We start from the raw sequence: 15374 nt of genomic DNA, 5'->3' as shown, positions 1-15374 counted from the left end.
ATGTCGGCAAAGGCGCAATGAAAATCATCCCAAATAGCAATAAACTCGTCAACAGCCTCTCGAAACCGCTTGCCAAGCTCAAAGGGGGCGGTCAAAAAGTAGCACAGAAAGCCGCTGCGAAGGCAACGGAACTGAAAGCCCAAGCCAATGCGATGATGGCCCAAGCGAAGCAAGGCATGCGAGAGAGTATGGATAACGTTGGGCGTGTGTTGCTGGGGAATGAGCCGCAGCTGGCGAAGGCTGGTGCGAAGGCTGGAGCTGCGAAGAATAGTGATTTGGTTGTGCAGGTGAGTAAGGGTGAGTTTGCTGGTTCGGGCGGAGCTATTAAGGGTACGGGTAGTACACCAAAAGGTTTTGAAAAGCAAGCTAAATCAGCAAATGATATTAGTAAAAAAGTCAATGAAGGAAAAATTAAATATGCAAGTAACTATCATGGTAGACTTGGAAAAGAAAAAGAATTGGAAATATTATCGAATCCTGATTCAGTTTATGTTGCAGGTAATAATTCACAGAACCTAATTTATATGAAGGGAGGAAATGTAGTAATAGTTGAAAGCAAGGGCAGTTCAAAAGGAAATACAATTACAAGTTATGGACCTGATGGAGCAAGGGGAGAAAGTGGTGCTGCAATCTTTGGTGGTAAGCCCACAGACCCGGGAAAGCCCGTCACACATGACGCAATTGTAAATGGAACTATTCCAACTCCAAGTGGGGGGACCATGCCACCTGCTACGCAAATATTACCATGAAAATATGAAAATAAATATTAATAATAATCAAATTATAAGTAATACGGATGTAAGATGGTACTTATCGAGTCAAATTATATGGATTGGTAAAGAGAAAAATTACGATGAAATTGAAGAATTAAAAAATAAAAGTTATGGAAGTTTTGAATGGCTATGGTCTGATTCAGATACTATATTATTTAATAAGGAAGATTTGAATTTTATTGGGGCAGTAATAAAGTTAAGCGAACCGATAATTTCTAAAAACGGAAAATTAGATAAAGTCTTATTAGAAGAGAGAGAAGGGAACATCCAAATAAGTGAGGAAAGGAATTTCAAATGTCATTTATCGGATTTTACCGAGTACTATATTGAAGAGGATAATTTACTATCCTATTCTGAAAAATGGGACAGAGCGAGCCTCTCCATTGAGGTAAAGATAACCCCAGATTTCTCTGTTTTTTTACAAAATAATGAAATGGTGGGGATTTTGATTTACAATGCCAAAAACCATTTATTGCCAGATGCAATTTACCAAGTCGATGCAAATGAAAATATTGATTCGAACTTATGTATAAAGCTAGGTAAATTTTTTGAATTAATTGAAAGAATCGATAACGATGATTTAACTCAACATGAAGAATTAAAATTAAAAAAAGCATTTTTAGAAATTTATGAAGAAGTATTGCCCTATAATGAACTAAGTTATGTTGCATTAAAAGACACTATAGTAAATGTAGTTGACTATTTATAGGATTTTAAAATTACCATAACACTCTATTGGATGAGCTGTAAGTCCCTGTATTTGAATTAATAACTCATGAAGGCTAGACCATCAAGGAGTGCTAGCGCTATTTTAGGTAGCAAACATACTACTTTGAAAATCCTTATATATTAATTATTTGGGACATATTCTTTAAGAACATGCCCCTTTTTTTGTCCCAATATTTCTTTCAGTACATGTCCATATGTTGTATGAATCATTTGAGTAGTATTCCCTAACCTTTCGGCAATCTAAAAGCCGGCATTGAGGCGGTTATCGGCATCGACCCGATTACCGGACGCAAGCTCAGCACCGCCGAACGAGCCATCGCAGGTGCCGCCATCATCGGCGGTCCACTCGTCAAAGGGGCAAAGCATGTCGGCAAAGGCGCAATGAAAATCATCCCAAATAGCAATAAACTCGTTAACAGCCTCTCGAAGCCACTTGCCAAGCTCAAAGAGGGCGGTCAAAAAGTAGCAGAGAAAGCCGCTGCGAAGGCAAGGGAGCTGAAAGCTCAAGCTAATGCGATGATGGCCCAAGCGAAGCAGGGGACACAGGAGCAGATGGATAAGCTGGGGGGTGTGTTGCGGGGGAATGAGCCGCAGCTGGCGATGGCGGGTGCGAAGGCTGGAGCTGCGAAGAATAGTGATTTGGTTGTGCAGGTGAGTGGGGGGACTGTTAGTTCGAGGGTGGCTTCCAAGGGGACTGATAAGAGTCGAATAGAATATTTACAGGATAAATATGGAAAATTCACTTCAGAAGAATTGAATTATAGGATTAATTTGCGTGGTGAAACACTTTCGGAGTTGCAAAGATTAAAAGATACGGGGATAAGTAATAAAAAAATAGGACCAGCATTTGCTGGAGTGTATGATAAGATAACTGGTAAAATTCATTATGCAATAAATGACTACCATGGGAAAGTACCTGATTTCCACCCTTTAATAAGATCTAGATATGATTTTATGCCACAAGAAGTTATTGATTCATACACATTTACGAAAGGTGCGGGTTCACACACTGAAGTAATTGCATTAAATAAAGCATTAAAGGCGAATCCTAATGCCAACATGGATAATTTTGTTGTAAATGTAATTCGGACGGGTCAAAATAAAAATAGACCTGCTGGAATGATGTTTCCTAGATGCTTGCATTGTGCTTATCTTACAGATGAATTTGAAATAATTGCGGAGGTAAAAAAATGCTAAATGATATATTAACAAAGGAATATATAATGCAGAATGGTGTTGAATTTGAAAAATATCTTGGTTACGGCGGTCCTCATGATTTAGGGATAGTGGAGTATACTGATGATGGCAAGGAAAAATTATTTACGGGTATGGCTTACGATCTCTATGAAAATGGAAATATAGAAAGTTATTTTTATGTAGTAGACGGTGTTAAGCAAGGTAAGTATGTAGAGTTTTATCCGAATAGTAATATAAAGCTGCTTGGAAATATGGACAAAAGTTCAGCAGAAGGCTATCAGGTTGAATTCTTTGAAAACGGTATGAAAAAGTATGAATCTGAGTGTATTGCTGGTCGTGAGATGACCTTTAAAAAATATGATAGTCAAGGAAATATAATAAATCAAAAAACAGAACCAACTGAATCTGATTTATTATATGCAAAAAAATTTGGTAGTGATTTAAAAATCTAATTATAAATTAATAAAAATTAGTTGAGAATATGTTGAATTATGCTTTGGAGTATAATTAGAATGTATAAAGGAATTATGTCCCGAATAGGGTATATGAGTGGAGAGGGAATTATGAACTGGGGCCTAAAGGTGGAAATATGTAAATGGAAGATTGAATGTAGTCAACAAGTAAATGAACTAACCCGAAATTTGGAATTGTTCAAAGCGAATTTAATAAATACTCGTATAATATCACAATGTGATTTTTATGGATAATTCTAAATTAAATAGCTTAATCGAAGAATTTAAAAATGAGCAGCGGATACTCGTGCCAAAGATATATCTAAGAATTACTCATGTGGTAAGGTCGGGGAAAAAATTAAAACCAACTGGTATGATGATGCCAACATGCCCACATTGTAATTTCATTACTGATGGATTTGAGTTTAGTTCAGAGGTGAGAAAAGTTGGAAAATAAGATGGATATACTAAGTAAAAAATATGTATTAGAACATGGTATAGATTTTGATGAGGAATTATGGTTTACTTCATACAGCGATGAAGTGCTAGATAACCCAGAAGAGGAGGGTGGAAAGCCTTTTACAGGTTTAACCTATGAATTGTATGATAATGGGAATATAGCGTATTACTGTTATTATAAAAATGGCTTTAAAGAAGGTCATTATATTAAATTTCACTATAATGGAAAAGTGAGATCCACCGATTACATGATAAAAGGACAAACAAGGGGGATAAGGAAAATTTGGTATGAAGATGGAGAACTCAAATATGAAGGAGAATTTAAGTTTGGCATTTGTTTAAAGTATACTGAATGGGATAAGCAAGGAAATATAATTGGACAAAAAAATACTACGACAAAAGATGAATTAGAGCTAATTAGTCGACTCTCTAAACGTGATGATAATGAATAATTTATATGGGAATAAGTTGAAGGAGGAGTTTTTGAAAATTCAAAATGAATTATTTCCTAGAATTAAATTAGAAAATAATTTTCAAATAAAGAATATACAATTTATTGCAGGAGTAGACTTGTCTTACTGGGATATGAATGAAAAAAATATGGTACATGCTGCATTGTAATCATTGATTGTAGTACAAAGAGAATTGTCGAGAAAGTGTACAGTTATGGGGAAATACTAATCCCTTACATTCCAGGCTTCCTTGCATTTCGAGAATTGCCTTTAGTAATAGAGGCAGTAAAAAAACTAACGAAGCAGCCGGATGTATATATGTTTGATGGCAATGGTTATTTACATTATCGACACATGGGTATTGCTACACATGCTTCTTTTTATTTAGATAAACCAACAATTGGTGTAGCTAAAAGTTACTTGAAGATTGAAAATGTAGATTTTACCATGCCTGATAATGAATTGGGAGCATACACAGATATAATTATAAATAACGAAATATACGGTCGAGCTTTGAGAACGACTAAAAATGTAAAACCTATTTTCGTATCTTGTGGAAACTGGATTGATCTAGATACAAGTACCGAAATTGTGATGAACTGTATTAATAATAAGAGTCGTCTGCCTATTCCGATTAGATTAGCAGATATAGAAACACATAAGATAAGAAAGCAGTTAATGAATGATGAAACAAAGAGATAAAATATTAGAAGAACATAAAAGGTTATATTTATATGTTTATGAATATAAAAATGAAATAGATATTTTAAGTAAGGTATAATTGGTTGTATAGAAACCATAATATTCTGTAGTTCGCTATTACAAAAAATAAATAAATTTAAGCACTTGCTTGTTTTAATATAGGCATCAAGTGCTTTTTTACATCTTTACATATTGAAAAGTTAGAAGCGAAGCTAACCGAATTAAAGGAGAGCGTGGAGGAGCTCCTCGAGGAATTAGAGGAATCCGTAGAAGAAGCACTCGGCAAAGTCACCACCTACGCCCGCAAGCTGCAAAACAACCTAGATGAGCTCGCACTAGTCCAGTGGGTGAAGAATGATGCGAAAAGCTTTGTGCTAGCTGCCTATAAAAAAACGAAAAAATGGGTAAAAGGTGGCTGGCGCGAGGGTCTCTCCATCGGCGTCGATTTCATCCCCATTGTCGGCAATCTAAAAGCCGGCATTGAGGCGGTTATCGGCATCGACCCGATTACCGGACGCAAGCTCAGCACCGCCGAACGCGCCATGGCAGGCGCCGCCATCATCGGCGGTCCACTCGTCAAAGGGACGAAGCATGTCGGCAAAGGCGCAATGAAAATCATCCCAAATAGCAATAAACTCGTTAACAGCCTCTCGAAGCCACTTGCCAAGCTCAAAGAGGGCGGTCAAAAAGTAGCAGAGAAAGCCGCTGCGAAGGCAACGGAGCTGAAAGCTCAAGCAAATGCGATGGTGGCCCAAGCGAAGCAGGGCATGCGAGACAGTATGGATAACGTTGGTCGTGCGTTGCGGGGGAATGAGCCTCAGCTTGCCACAGTTGGTGGGAATGGTGCGAGGAATAGTGATTCGGTTGTTCAGATGAGTAAGGGTGAACCTACTAGTTCGGGTAAGAATAATTCTCTTAAGATAGAAAGCATGGATCCGTGGAAAATTAGATTTAGTCAAACTTCAGTAAATGGTTCAGAGGAAATAATAAATAGTATGAAGGCTAATGGGTGGAAAGGAGAACCTATTGATGTAGTAAAAATGCATGATGGGAATTATACTACTATTGATAATACTAGAGTGGCAGCAGCTAGAGAAGTTGGCATTAATGTTAATGTCATCATAAGAGATTTTAATGAACCTTTACCGTAAGCCCGTAATATAAAAATAGCGCACCTTTACGGTACGCACGACGAACGGCCAACTAGCTGAGAATTTTTTCGGCTAGTTGGCTATTTTGCACATGTGGCTTGAATATTTTCCGACCAAGGTAGGTAATTATGTAAAATTTTAGGCTGTTGATGAAACGGTAAATTTGGTAACTCCGTCATCAACTTCACCAGGTACTGATAAAAATCAATTCCGTTTGCTTTGGCCGTTTCAGCTAAGCTTAAACAAATGGCATTTGCTTTTGCACCAGCTTCACTTACAGAGAAAAGCCAGTTTTTTCGACCAATGACATTTGGACGAATCGCGTTTTCAGCTGGATTATTATCGATGGCAACGTTTCCGTTTTCAAGAAACACCATTAACTCTTCTTTACGGCTTAATGTATATTCAGATGCTTTCGCAATGGCATTTTTACCGAAGAAAGGCGAGCGATCAATCCATTCGAAAAACTCATCGACAATCGGCTTTGCCTCTTGTTGACGAACTTGCACACGCTCTTCTAGTGAAAGATGTTTAATTTTACGCTCAATATGAAACAACTGATCGCAATATTCCACACCGATTCGTCCGTTTTTACTGTCGGCTTTCAGCCAATAACGGCGTACGTGCGCCCAGCAGTTGGCGAACTGTACATAGGGTAATTGCCCATAAGCGGAATACCCATCACAGATGACAGTACCTTTAAAACCCTTGATTAAATCTTCCAAGATTGCCCGTCCACGAGAAAGAGCGCTCTTAAATAAAACGATAATAGGGCCTTCGCTTTGGACACTGCGACATACCCAATTATAAGCGTTTGATTGAGCTGGCTTTCCATCAGAACGTTTGATAATTTGTGCATAGGTTTCATCTATATGAAGCACAGATTTTGCCGTTAATAGTTGCTTCATCAAATTGTAAAGTGGTTGAAGCCAATCTTCTGCCACACGTATTACCCAATTGGACAAATTTTTATCGTTTGTCTGTAAGCCATGGCGTTCCCATTCATTTACCTGACGGTATAGAGGCAAGTACTGGATAAACTTATCGTAAATAAGTTTCGCCAAAACAGTGGGACCGGCAATACTTCTTTGAATCGCGCCCTGCGGGGCTTTGCCACGTTTAATTTGTGCTTTTTGGAGGGCATCTTTTTTACATGCCTTACACTCGTATACATGTTCAAAATGCTGCACACGTTTCATCGTAGCTGGAATGAACTTTGCTTCTTCACGTACCAGTATCGAACTGAACTCTACCATCTCTCCACGACAACAGTCGCAAGCTAAGTTAGATGGGTGATGATGAATTTCTTCCACTTCAATATCCTCACGAAACGAATCATTTCGTTTTTTATTTGTCTTTTTACGAGTCACAGTATAACTAACCGTTTCTGTGCTTTGTTCTCCTGTCTGCTCAGGTTCGCTAAAAGATGGGTCATCTTCAAATAAAGACCCTTGTCCATTTGGTGCTTGATATTTCGATTTCTCTGACTTAGAACCATATAATGCTTTCGTTAATTGACGAACTTGTTCCGTCAACGCTTCTATTTGTCGATTTGATTGAGCTAACTGCTCCTCCAGTAATCGAATGATTCGTTCATTTTGTTCTTCTTGCTTTTGATTAACAGGCGTCAAATCGTTCACCACATTTCCGTTCAAGTTTATATGTGGTTGATTATATCATTTAATATACGATGATTAAAAGATACCTTTTGCAGATTTTGCAATGGCTTTTGGCTGTTGGAGGGATAGTCCTTCCAACAACCAACGAAGTTCTTGTTGCGAAAGATTATGTACTTCATTTTCGTCTTTTGGCCATTGTAATTTTCCATTATCTAATCGTTTATAAAGCACGGCGAAGCCATCCCCGTCAAAATACAAGCATTTATAACGGTCCTTGCTCCATCCAGAAAACAGAAAGATCGAATCACTATAAGGATCCAACTCGAAAGAATCTTGAATGAGCGTTGCGAGACCATCAATGCCTTTACGCATATCAGTCTTGCCACATATTATGTAGATGTTTTGCACGCTCGTAAAATCCTGTTTCATCAACCATGCAGCTCCTTTATAATGGTTTGGATAATGCGCTCATCTACACCATTGAAGAAGGAGATTTCAGCCGCAGCTGTTTTAATGACACAACTTGGCTCAGCAGTGCATTGGCTAGAATGGAACGAAGAAATTTCGATTGGAAGGGGATCGAGTTTGACGGGAACAATAGTTAATTTGTTTGTTGGCATAAGAATGGCACCTCCTTTGATTGATATGTTTATCGTACCGGAGGTGCCGGGTTATTTATATGCGTTATTTGATTACGGGCTTACCCTTTACCTTATAATATGATAGATAGATTTACAACTAAAAAAGGTGTGCCTGAAACATGGGGAGAAGCTCTAGAGCTTCGTGTTCAAAAAGAAAAAGCTAGTTTTAGGAATAATAATCCAATGGGATCATATGAATTAGAAAAAATGAAATAGAAAGAAGTGAACAAAAAATTGGTATCTTATTATATAAGTTCTGATATTTTTAGATATCCAGATTCCTACAAAAAAATTGTGGAATTAAATTTAGTCGATTTTGATGTATGGTACTTGATAGAATCTGGTCAAGCTACAAGAAGGTATTTTGATTTGAAAGAGAGATATCCTACTAGGAAATTAATACCTTTTGCTAGGCAGGATGATACGGACGATATTGCATGTTTTGAGATAGGAAAAGGAACCAAAGTTCAATTAATTCATGATTTTGCAACTGAGGGTTTTGAACAGAAATATGAATTTTCGGATTTCTGGTCATGGTTGGAATTTGCTATAAAAGAAATGGTCTTTTATAGTAGGAGTGAAGAAATTGAATAATAAAGAATATTATACCGAATTAAGTAAAGAAATTTCTTATGCTTTACGTCATGCTCCTTGGAAATATGAATTGGAATTGGATGAAGAAGGATGGGTACCAGTAGATCAACTATTGTCTGCACTTTATCAATCGGAGAAATGGATTAATATAACATTAGATGATGTGCAAAAAATGATTTCTTTAACTAAGAAGAAGCGCCATGAATTACTTGGTAATAAAATTAGAGCTCTGTATGGACACTCTACCCCTGTGAAAATTAGTAAGAAAGAAGCTGTACCACCTAAATTTTTATATCATGGAACTTCGATAGAATTTATAAATCTTATTATTGAAAAAGGACTACTGCCAATGTCTAGACAATACGTCCACTTATCGGAAGATACTGAAACTGCCTCCTTAGTTGGGAGACGTAAGGCTATAGAACCAATAATCTTAATTATCAATACTGAAGAATCAAGAAAAAATGGAGTTAAATTTTATCGAGGAAATGAAAAAGTATGGTTATCTGATTATATACCTACTGATTTTATTTCAATTAAGAATTTTTAAAGATGGGAAACTTATCAAACAAAAAAGAATCAACAGCCATTTTGGTTAAAAATGGTTGTTGAATTTTTCATTGTTGTTAAGGAAATTATAAAATTTCATTCTGTGGATAACTTTTATTGTAAAATAGTGTGAAGGAGGTTGTTGGAAATCCAATTTAATCATCGAGGAATTATTAAAAGAATTCTAAAGGATCATTTTGATGGGTTTCGGCAATTTCACCAAAATCTATTTCCAGCAGCTTATCGAAAAGATATAGAAGAAACAGTCCTAAAGGCAATGCGTTGTGGATCATCCGATTTAGGCCATATACGTTATGAATGTTTAGGTTGTCCATGGGAAACAAAGCCAGTATTTATCTACTTTTCATGCAAAAGTCGATTCTGTAATAAGTGTGGAAAGAAATATACAGACGAATGGTCAAAGAAACAACAGGATCTTATTTTTAATGTCTTACATCGCCATATGGTTTTCACGATACCTGAAGAACTTCGTCAGGTCTTTTTTCAAGACCGAAAAAAGCTGAATGAATTAAGTCAGTTAGTAGCGCAAGTCTTTGAGTATTATTTTCAACGTCGTCATAAAAAACTAGAATTAAAACCAAGAATTATTACAGTAATCCATACATTTGGACGAGATTTAAAGTTTAACCCACATATCCATGTGTTAGTAACAGAAGGGGCAATGGATTGTCATCGTGAATGGCATCCATTAGAATACATATCTTATGAATACTTACGTAAATCCTTGCAGAAGATTGTCATGGATTCCATGAAGAAATGGTTCCCCGATAATCTAAAAATAAAAGCACTTATTGATGATTTATATAGACGCTATCCAAAAGGGTTTTATGTAAATGCAGAAAAGAAAATGAAAAACGCAAAAGGAGCAGCGAAATATATCGGTCGTTATTTGTCACGCCCAGCTATAGCGGAGCATCGCATTCTTGGTTATGATCGTGAACATGTGACATTTTGGTATGAAGATCATCAAACGAGAAAGCGAATCGTCAAAAAGCAAACTGTCTACCGTTTTCCCTACAATTTAATCCAACACATCCCTCCCAAGCATTTTCGAATGGTTGGTCGTTTTGGGTTATACAGCCGAAGAAGTTATGAAAGAGCGAGTCAGGCGATGAACCTATATGAATTTGTTCGAACGAAACAACTTTCATTAAATCTACCAAAAATGCCGAAAAGAAAAAAATCTTATCGGGAAAGAATGATAGAAGCGTTTAATGAAGATCCGTTTTGGTGTCCACATTACCATCGCAAGATGGATTTAGTAGAAGTATGGCATGCCGAACATGGACTCTTGTATCATTATATGATGGATGCAAAATCCATTTACAAAACGTAAGGAGAGAAAATAATGACAAAGAAGAAAAGCGAAGAATTAGTTGAAGATGACTTAGCTTGGTTAGACGGAGACGATCCATTCGGATTAAATGAAACCATCGAGCTAGTTTCTTTTGTCTGCGTTGATTGTAAAGGAATAGATGATGTGCCTGCCTATATTATTGGAGAATTCATGGTAGATAAAAAGCCTGGTGAGCCAGTGTCATTAGAGTGTCCGTATTGTAACGGTGAAATGTTTAAAGCGAAAAACGACCCAAGCGAATAAATTCACTTGGGTCGTGCATAAAGACGCGCTAGCGTTTTTGTTCTTTGTGTAAGAAATTTTCATAAGATTAATTTATTAAAGTAGATTTTTAGTAATGTCCTCAGCGTAAGAAGTGTGGAAAATATATGAAAATTAATAAAAAATGTTAGTTTAGAAAAGAATGCCGAGAGAAACTGGGAATCAAGAGGAAATTGAAATTATGAAAGCAATTTTCTAGCGGGGAGAATACGCTGCATTATAGCGTGACATCACACAGCCAGCCGCTTTAAGCGACCGCGTGCACTTTCAAGGCGAGGAGCTCCTCGAGGAATTAGAGGAATCCGTAGAAGAAGCACTCGGCAAAGTCACCACCTACGCCCGCAAGCTGCAAAACAACCTAGATGAGCTCGCACTAGTCCAATGGGTGAAGAATGATGCGAAAAGCTTTGTGCTAGCTGCCTATAAAAAAACGAAAAAATGGGTAAAAGGTGGCTGGCGCGAGGGTCTCTCCATCGGCGTCGATTTCATCCCCGTTGTCGGCAATCTAAAAGCCGGCATCGAGGCGGTCATCGGCATCGACCCGATTACCGGACGCAAGCTCAGCACCGCCGAACGAGCCATCGCAGGCGCCGCCATCATCGGCGGTCCACTCGTCAAAGGGGCGAAGCATGTCGGCAAAGGCGCAATGAAAATCATCCCAAATAGCAATAAACTCGTCAACAGCCTTTCGGAACCGCTTGCCAAGCTCAAAGAGGGCGGTCAAAAAATAGCAGAGAAAGCCGCTGCGAAGGCAACGGAACTGAAAGCCCAAGCCAATACGATGATGGCCCAAGCGAAGCAAGGCATGCGAGAGAGTATGGATAACGTTGGTCGTGCGTTGCGGGGGAATGAGCCTGCATTGGCGATAGCGGGTGTGAAGGCTGGAACTGTAAAGAACAGTGATTCGGTTGTGCAGATGAGTAGCAATAATTCTTCGGGTTTAGGCACAACTGGGCAAAAGCGACTTGGAAATACAGATATAAGTGAGGCACCACCTAGATATGGAGAAAGAAGAATTTCGGATGAGTTATATAAAGAATTAAGAAAAAAAACGCCTTCTTCAACAATACAAAAACAGGTTAATGAGAATCTTGAGGATAAACTGGGTACTCCTGATCCAGCCCTACCTGGCAAGTATATTACGGATACATTACAAGCTGATCACATAGTTTCGATGAATAATATAGCTCGAATGGAGAATTTTGATTTGTTAACGAAAGAGCAGCAAGTTAAAGTGTTAAATAACCCCGAGAATTTTATAGGCTTAAGTGAAACGGCTAATAAATCAAAGGGTTCTAAATCTTATTCAGAATGGACAATTTATAAGAAGGAAAATATTGAGGTAGATTCTGAATTTAGAGAAGGGATGATAAAAAGGGAACAGGAGTTGGAAAAGAAATTACAAAAACAGATTGATAATTTTATTGAAGAAAATAAAAGAAACCAAATATAAATGAAGGAGAAGAAATAATAGCATGGAGCAAAAACTTGATTTCCTAAGAAAATATAAAAGGAACGTGCAATTTTTATCATATGACGAAATCAATCAACTTGATTTAGAAATACCTGACTTTTGGAAAGAAATATTCCTAGAAAAAAATCTAAAAAAACGAATTAATAATATTTTATTAATATGGAAAGAACATATAGGGGTGGAATTAAGAAATACTATCTCTTATTTATCGCATCATTTAGAAGAAATAGATTTGATCAATACAAACGGTCAATATTCAATTTTGTACACTATTAAAACAAGGGATGGTGAAATTCAATATTACGAAGGTAGAAATCCTAAGGGAAAATTTAACAATGAAGAATTAGAGAAGTGTTGGAGTAACTTTCCCCCGTCATTACGTAACTTTTATCAAAATGTTCATAATGGTTTTTGTTTTTATGCAAGTCAATCGATGGGTTTAGTTCCCTTGGAAAGTGTAACTTATTTTGATGACGATGAATGGGGAATTATTGACGAGTTAGAGGTGCCTTTACAAATAGATTTAAAAACAACTTTTGGCTTCTTTAAAAGTGGTATGGGTGGCTATGTTGCAATCGATTATAATAATTGTGATGAAGACAATGCGGTATTATGGTGGACGAATGATGAACCCAGATATAATATAAAGTTTTGGGATGTGGTTGATGAATGGATAGTAATAGGCTTCGAATCTTAATTTGAATAAAGATAGAAAATTAATGTAACTTTAAAAGTATTGAATTTTATTGTTTCTCCTTTAATAACTAGATAGATTTAAAAATAGGTATTATTGAAATTTGATGTCTTAGGATGAAGCGGGGAAAAACAGAAAGTTAGTTGAAAACGAAAGTAGCACTCCACAATTCAGACCAAATAGCAGATGATAATCTCTTGAATACTGCTGGTGTGGGAGGTATGAGAATAAATCCTTCAATTTGAGTACACTAAAAACCACTTATTGCCAGATGTAATTTACCAAGTCGATGCAAATGAAAATATTGATTCGAACTTATGTATAAAGCTAGGTAAATTTTTTGAATTAATTGAAAGAATCGATAACGATGATTTAACTCAACATGAAGAATTAAAATTAAAAAAAGCATTTTTAGGAATTTATGAAGAAGCATTGCCCTATAATGAACTAAGTTATGTTGCATTAAAAGACACTATAGTAAATGTAGTTGACTATTTATAGGATTTGAAAATTACCATAACACTCTATTGGATGAACTGTAAGTCCCTGTATTTGAATTAATAACTCATGAAGGCTAGACCATCAAGGAGTGCTAGCGCTATTTTAGGTAGCAAACATACTACTTTGAAAATCCTTATATATTAATTATTTGGGACATATTCTTTAAGAACATGCCCCTTTTTTTGTCCCAATATTTCTTTCAGTACATGTCCATATGTTGTATGAATCATTTGAGTAGTATTCCCTAACCTTTCGGCAATCTAAAAGCCGGCATTGAAGCGGTCATCGGTATCGACCCGATTACCGGACGCAAGCTCAGCACCGCCGAACGAGCCATCGCAGGCGCCGCCATCATCGGCGGTCCACTCGTCAAAGGGGCAAAGCATGTCGGCAAAGGCGCAATGAAAATCATCCCAAATAGCAATAAACTCGTCAACAGCCTCTCGAAACCACTTGCCAAGCTCAAAGAGGGCGGTCAAAAAGTAGCAGAGAAAGCCGTTGCGAAGGCAACGGAGCTGAAAGCCCAAGCCAATGCGATGATGGCCCAAGCGAAGCAAGGCATGCGAGAGAGTATGGATAACGTTGGGCGTGCGTTGCGGGGGAATGAGCCGCAGTTGGCGATAGCGGGTGCGAAGGCTGGAGCTGTGAAGAGTAGTGATTCGGTTGTTCGGATGAGTAAGGGGGAAAGTGTTAGTTCGGGGGGAACTTCTAAGGGTATAGATAATGCTAATCATCCTATAAGAACTTATAGAAATGCGGATTTGAAAAAATTGGAAGAAAAATATACTGCCGACCCAAGAATTACAGTAGAAATGCCCTATGTGGGTAAGGGTAAACCAGGAACCAATGCAGAAGGTTGGTTACGTGACAAAGACTTTTATTGGAAAGAAATAATGAATAAACATCCAGAAAGTTTAAGTAAAGCAAATAAACAAAAAATTGATTTAGGTTTCGCTCCTATAAATGATAAAACATTTAGAGAACATTTCCCTCAATATGATATGAAGGAATTATATAATGATAAATTAATCCATCATCACGTAGGTGGGGGCGGCCAAGCAGTTGCAGTGCCTTCAAAGTTACACCCAGGAACAGGTGGTATTCATAATGCCGAAAAAGCTGCAGGTGTTTGGGGAAATGATAGTGAGTATGCTAAATTACTTGAAAAATTTTTAAATAAGTAAAGGGTGATAACTTTGTCAACAAAAGAAGCAATGCAGATATACTTTCAGATGAGGAAAAAGGTAGCTGCAGAAGGTTTAGACTTTTTATTAAAAACACCAGTTAGTAGTGATGATAATCTAATAATTTATGAAGGTGAAGCTGATGAGGATGAATATATCTCATGGAAACCTGTAGAAATGGCTGTTTCACAAGATTTTACAAGATTAGAAGATGAATTTGATATAAATTTGCATAAATCAATAGTTGATTATTTTAACTCATATTGGTTTGCAGACTTAGATGGATTTTTTAAGGAGCACTATATTACATTAGAACCTGTCCTACCGAGCACTGGGATAAGTTCCTTCCGAGAGTCTTTGAAAGGATATAAAAAAAATCACGGTGATAGTTTAGAGAAGGTACCTATTGGAATTGAGGGAAATGGTTTGTTAGTGGTTATTGAGAACAAGAGTGGAATAATTCAATTAGAAGATTTTGAAAGAGGCTCATTTGAGTATATTGCTGAGAATATTCAAGAATTAATAGGAAATTTAAGCTTAAAAAGCTAACATTTTATTTATCGT

18 protein-coding genes and 2 pseudogenes are annotated in these 15374 nt (G+C 37.1%); 17 read left to right on the top strand and 3 right to left on the bottom strand.

The features are described 5' to 3' along the window. Nucleotides 1–17: 17 nt before the first annotated feature. From MHH70_RS04020 to MHH70_RS03985, 8 genes and pseudogenes are all read left to right on the top strand, one after another. Nucleotides 18–749 (top strand): hypothetical protein, encoded by a 732-nt coding sequence (locus tag MHH70_RS04020; protein ID WP_342472618.1) that lies wholly within the window; start codon nt 18–20, stop codon nt 747–749. After that, entirely contained in the window at nt 688–1482 is a 795-nt protein-coding gene (locus MHH70_RS04015; protein ID WP_342472617.1) for a hypothetical protein, read from the top strand. The genes MHH70_RS04020 and MHH70_RS04015 overlap by 62 nt, the downstream gene beginning before the upstream one ends. A 263-nt stretch (nt 1483–1745) precedes the next feature. Further along, nucleotides 1746–1871, top strand: a pseudogene (locus MHH70_RS04010) (pre-toxin TG domain-containing protein); the annotation flags it as partial. Nucleotides 1872–1883: 12 nt separating this feature from the next. Beyond that, nucleotides 1884–2699 (top strand): YwqJ-related putative deaminase, encoded by an 816-nt coding sequence (locus MHH70_RS04005; RefSeq protein ID WP_342472616.1) that lies wholly within the window; start codon nt 1884–1886, stop codon nt 2697–2699. Then, complete coding sequence (locus MHH70_RS04000; RefSeq protein ID WP_342472615.1) at nt 2693–3151, top strand: hypothetical protein; 459 nt, start codon at nt 2693–2695, stop codon at nt 3149–3151. The genes MHH70_RS04005 and MHH70_RS04000 overlap by 7 nt, the downstream gene beginning before the upstream one ends. A gap of 458 nt (nt 3152–3609) precedes the next feature. After that, nucleotides 3610–4062: a hypothetical protein gene (locus MHH70_RS03995; protein ID WP_342473162.1), complete on the top strand. Its 453-nt coding sequence runs from the start codon at nt 3610–3612 to the stop codon at nt 4060–4062. Further along, a pseudogene (locus MHH70_RS03990) lies at nt 4055–4764 on the top strand (endonuclease V). The gene MHH70_RS03995 and the pseudogene MHH70_RS03990 overlap by 8 nt, the downstream one beginning before the upstream one ends. A 233-nt stretch (nt 4765–4997) precedes the next feature. Next, nucleotides 4998–5915 carry a pre-toxin TG domain-containing protein gene (locus MHH70_RS03985; RefSeq protein WP_342472614.1) on the top strand — a complete coding sequence of 306 codons (918 nt, stop codon included), beginning with the start codon at nt 4998–5000 and terminating at the stop codon, nt 5913–5915. Nucleotides 5916–5995: 80 nt separating this feature from the next. Here the strand turns inward: MHH70_RS03985 and MHH70_RS03980 are convergent, their stop codons facing one another. The 3 genes from MHH70_RS03980 to MHH70_RS03970 are packed head-to-tail and all read right to left on the bottom strand — an operon-like array spanning nt 5996 to nt 8154. Next, a complete protein-coding gene (locus MHH70_RS03980; RefSeq protein ID WP_342471960.1) occupies nt 5996–7555 on the bottom strand; it encodes an IS66 family transposase in 1560 nt (519 codons plus the stop codon). Nucleotides 7556–7609: 54 nt separating this feature from the next. Then, nucleotides 7610–7963, bottom strand: coding sequence for an IS66 family insertion sequence element accessory protein TnpB (gene tnpB, locus MHH70_RS03975; RefSeq protein ID WP_342473160.1), 354 nt, complete (start codon nt 7961–7963; stop codon nt 7610–7612). Further along, entirely contained in the window at nt 7963–8154 is a 192-nt protein-coding gene (locus tag MHH70_RS03970; RefSeq protein WP_342471961.1) for a hypothetical protein, read from the bottom strand. Before MHH70_RS03970 ends, tnpB begins: the two co-directional genes overlap by 1 nt. A 255-nt stretch (nt 8155–8409) precedes the next feature. Between MHH70_RS03970 and MHH70_RS03965 the strand changes: the two genes are divergently transcribed. The 9 genes from MHH70_RS03965 (at nt 8410) to MHH70_RS03925 (ending at nt 15359) form a co-directional block, all read left to right on the top strand. Then, nucleotides 8410–8769 (top strand): hypothetical protein, encoded by a 360-nt coding sequence (locus MHH70_RS03965; RefSeq protein ID WP_342472613.1) that lies wholly within the window; start codon nt 8410–8412, stop codon nt 8767–8769. Next, nucleotides 8762–9319, top strand: coding sequence for an RNA 2'-phosphotransferase (locus MHH70_RS03960; RefSeq protein WP_342472612.1), 558 nt, complete (start codon nt 8762–8764; stop codon nt 9317–9319). The genes MHH70_RS03965 and MHH70_RS03960 overlap by 8 nt, the downstream gene beginning before the upstream one ends. A gap of 138 nt (nt 9320–9457) precedes the next feature. Next, nucleotides 9458–10675, top strand: a complete 1218-nt coding sequence (locus MHH70_RS03955) for a transposase (RefSeq protein WP_342472611.1) — start codon at nt 9458–9460, stop codon at nt 10673–10675. A 12-nt stretch (nt 10676–10687) separates the two neighbouring features. Continuing rightward, on the top strand, nt 10688–10939 hold the full coding sequence (locus tag MHH70_RS03950; protein WP_342472610.1) for a hypothetical protein: 252 nt from the start codon (nt 10688–10690) through the stop codon (nt 10937–10939). A gap of 277 nt (nt 10940–11216) precedes the next feature. Next, nucleotides 11217–12410 (top strand): pre-toxin TG domain-containing protein, encoded by a 1194-nt coding sequence (locus MHH70_RS03945; RefSeq protein ID WP_342472609.1) that lies wholly within the window; start codon nt 11217–11219, stop codon nt 12408–12410. A 22-nt stretch (nt 12411–12432) separates the two neighbouring features. After that, the gene (locus MHH70_RS03940) at nt 12433–13128 is read left to right on the top strand and encodes an SMI1/KNR4 family protein (protein ID WP_342472608.1); all 696 of its coding nucleotides are present in this window, start codon (nt 12433–12435) and stop codon (nt 13126–13128) included. A gap of 261 nt (nt 13129–13389) precedes the next feature. Continuing rightward, entirely contained in the window at nt 13390–13626 is a 237-nt protein-coding gene (locus MHH70_RS03935) for a hypothetical protein (protein ID WP_342472607.1), read from the top strand. A 401-nt stretch (nt 13627–14027) separates the two neighbouring features. Continuing rightward, a complete protein-coding gene (locus MHH70_RS03930; RefSeq protein WP_342472606.1) occupies nt 14028–14810 on the top strand; it encodes a hypothetical protein in 783 nt (260 codons plus the stop codon). A gap of 30 nt (nt 14811–14840) precedes the next feature. Next, on the top strand, nt 14841–15359 hold the full coding sequence (locus tag MHH70_RS03925; RefSeq protein WP_342473159.1) for a SecY-interacting protein Syd: 519 nt from the start codon (nt 14841–14843) through the stop codon (nt 15357–15359). Nucleotides 15360–15374 lie beyond the last annotated feature (15 nt).

The organism is Metasolibacillus sp. FSL H7-0170, assembly GCF_038593115.1.
Lineage (GTDB): Bacteria > Bacillota > Bacilli > Bacillales_A > Planococcaceae > Metasolibacillus > Metasolibacillus fluoroglycofenilyticus.
Note: the sequence above shows the minus strand (reverse complement) of the source record. Positions and strands in the feature narration are given on the sequence as shown.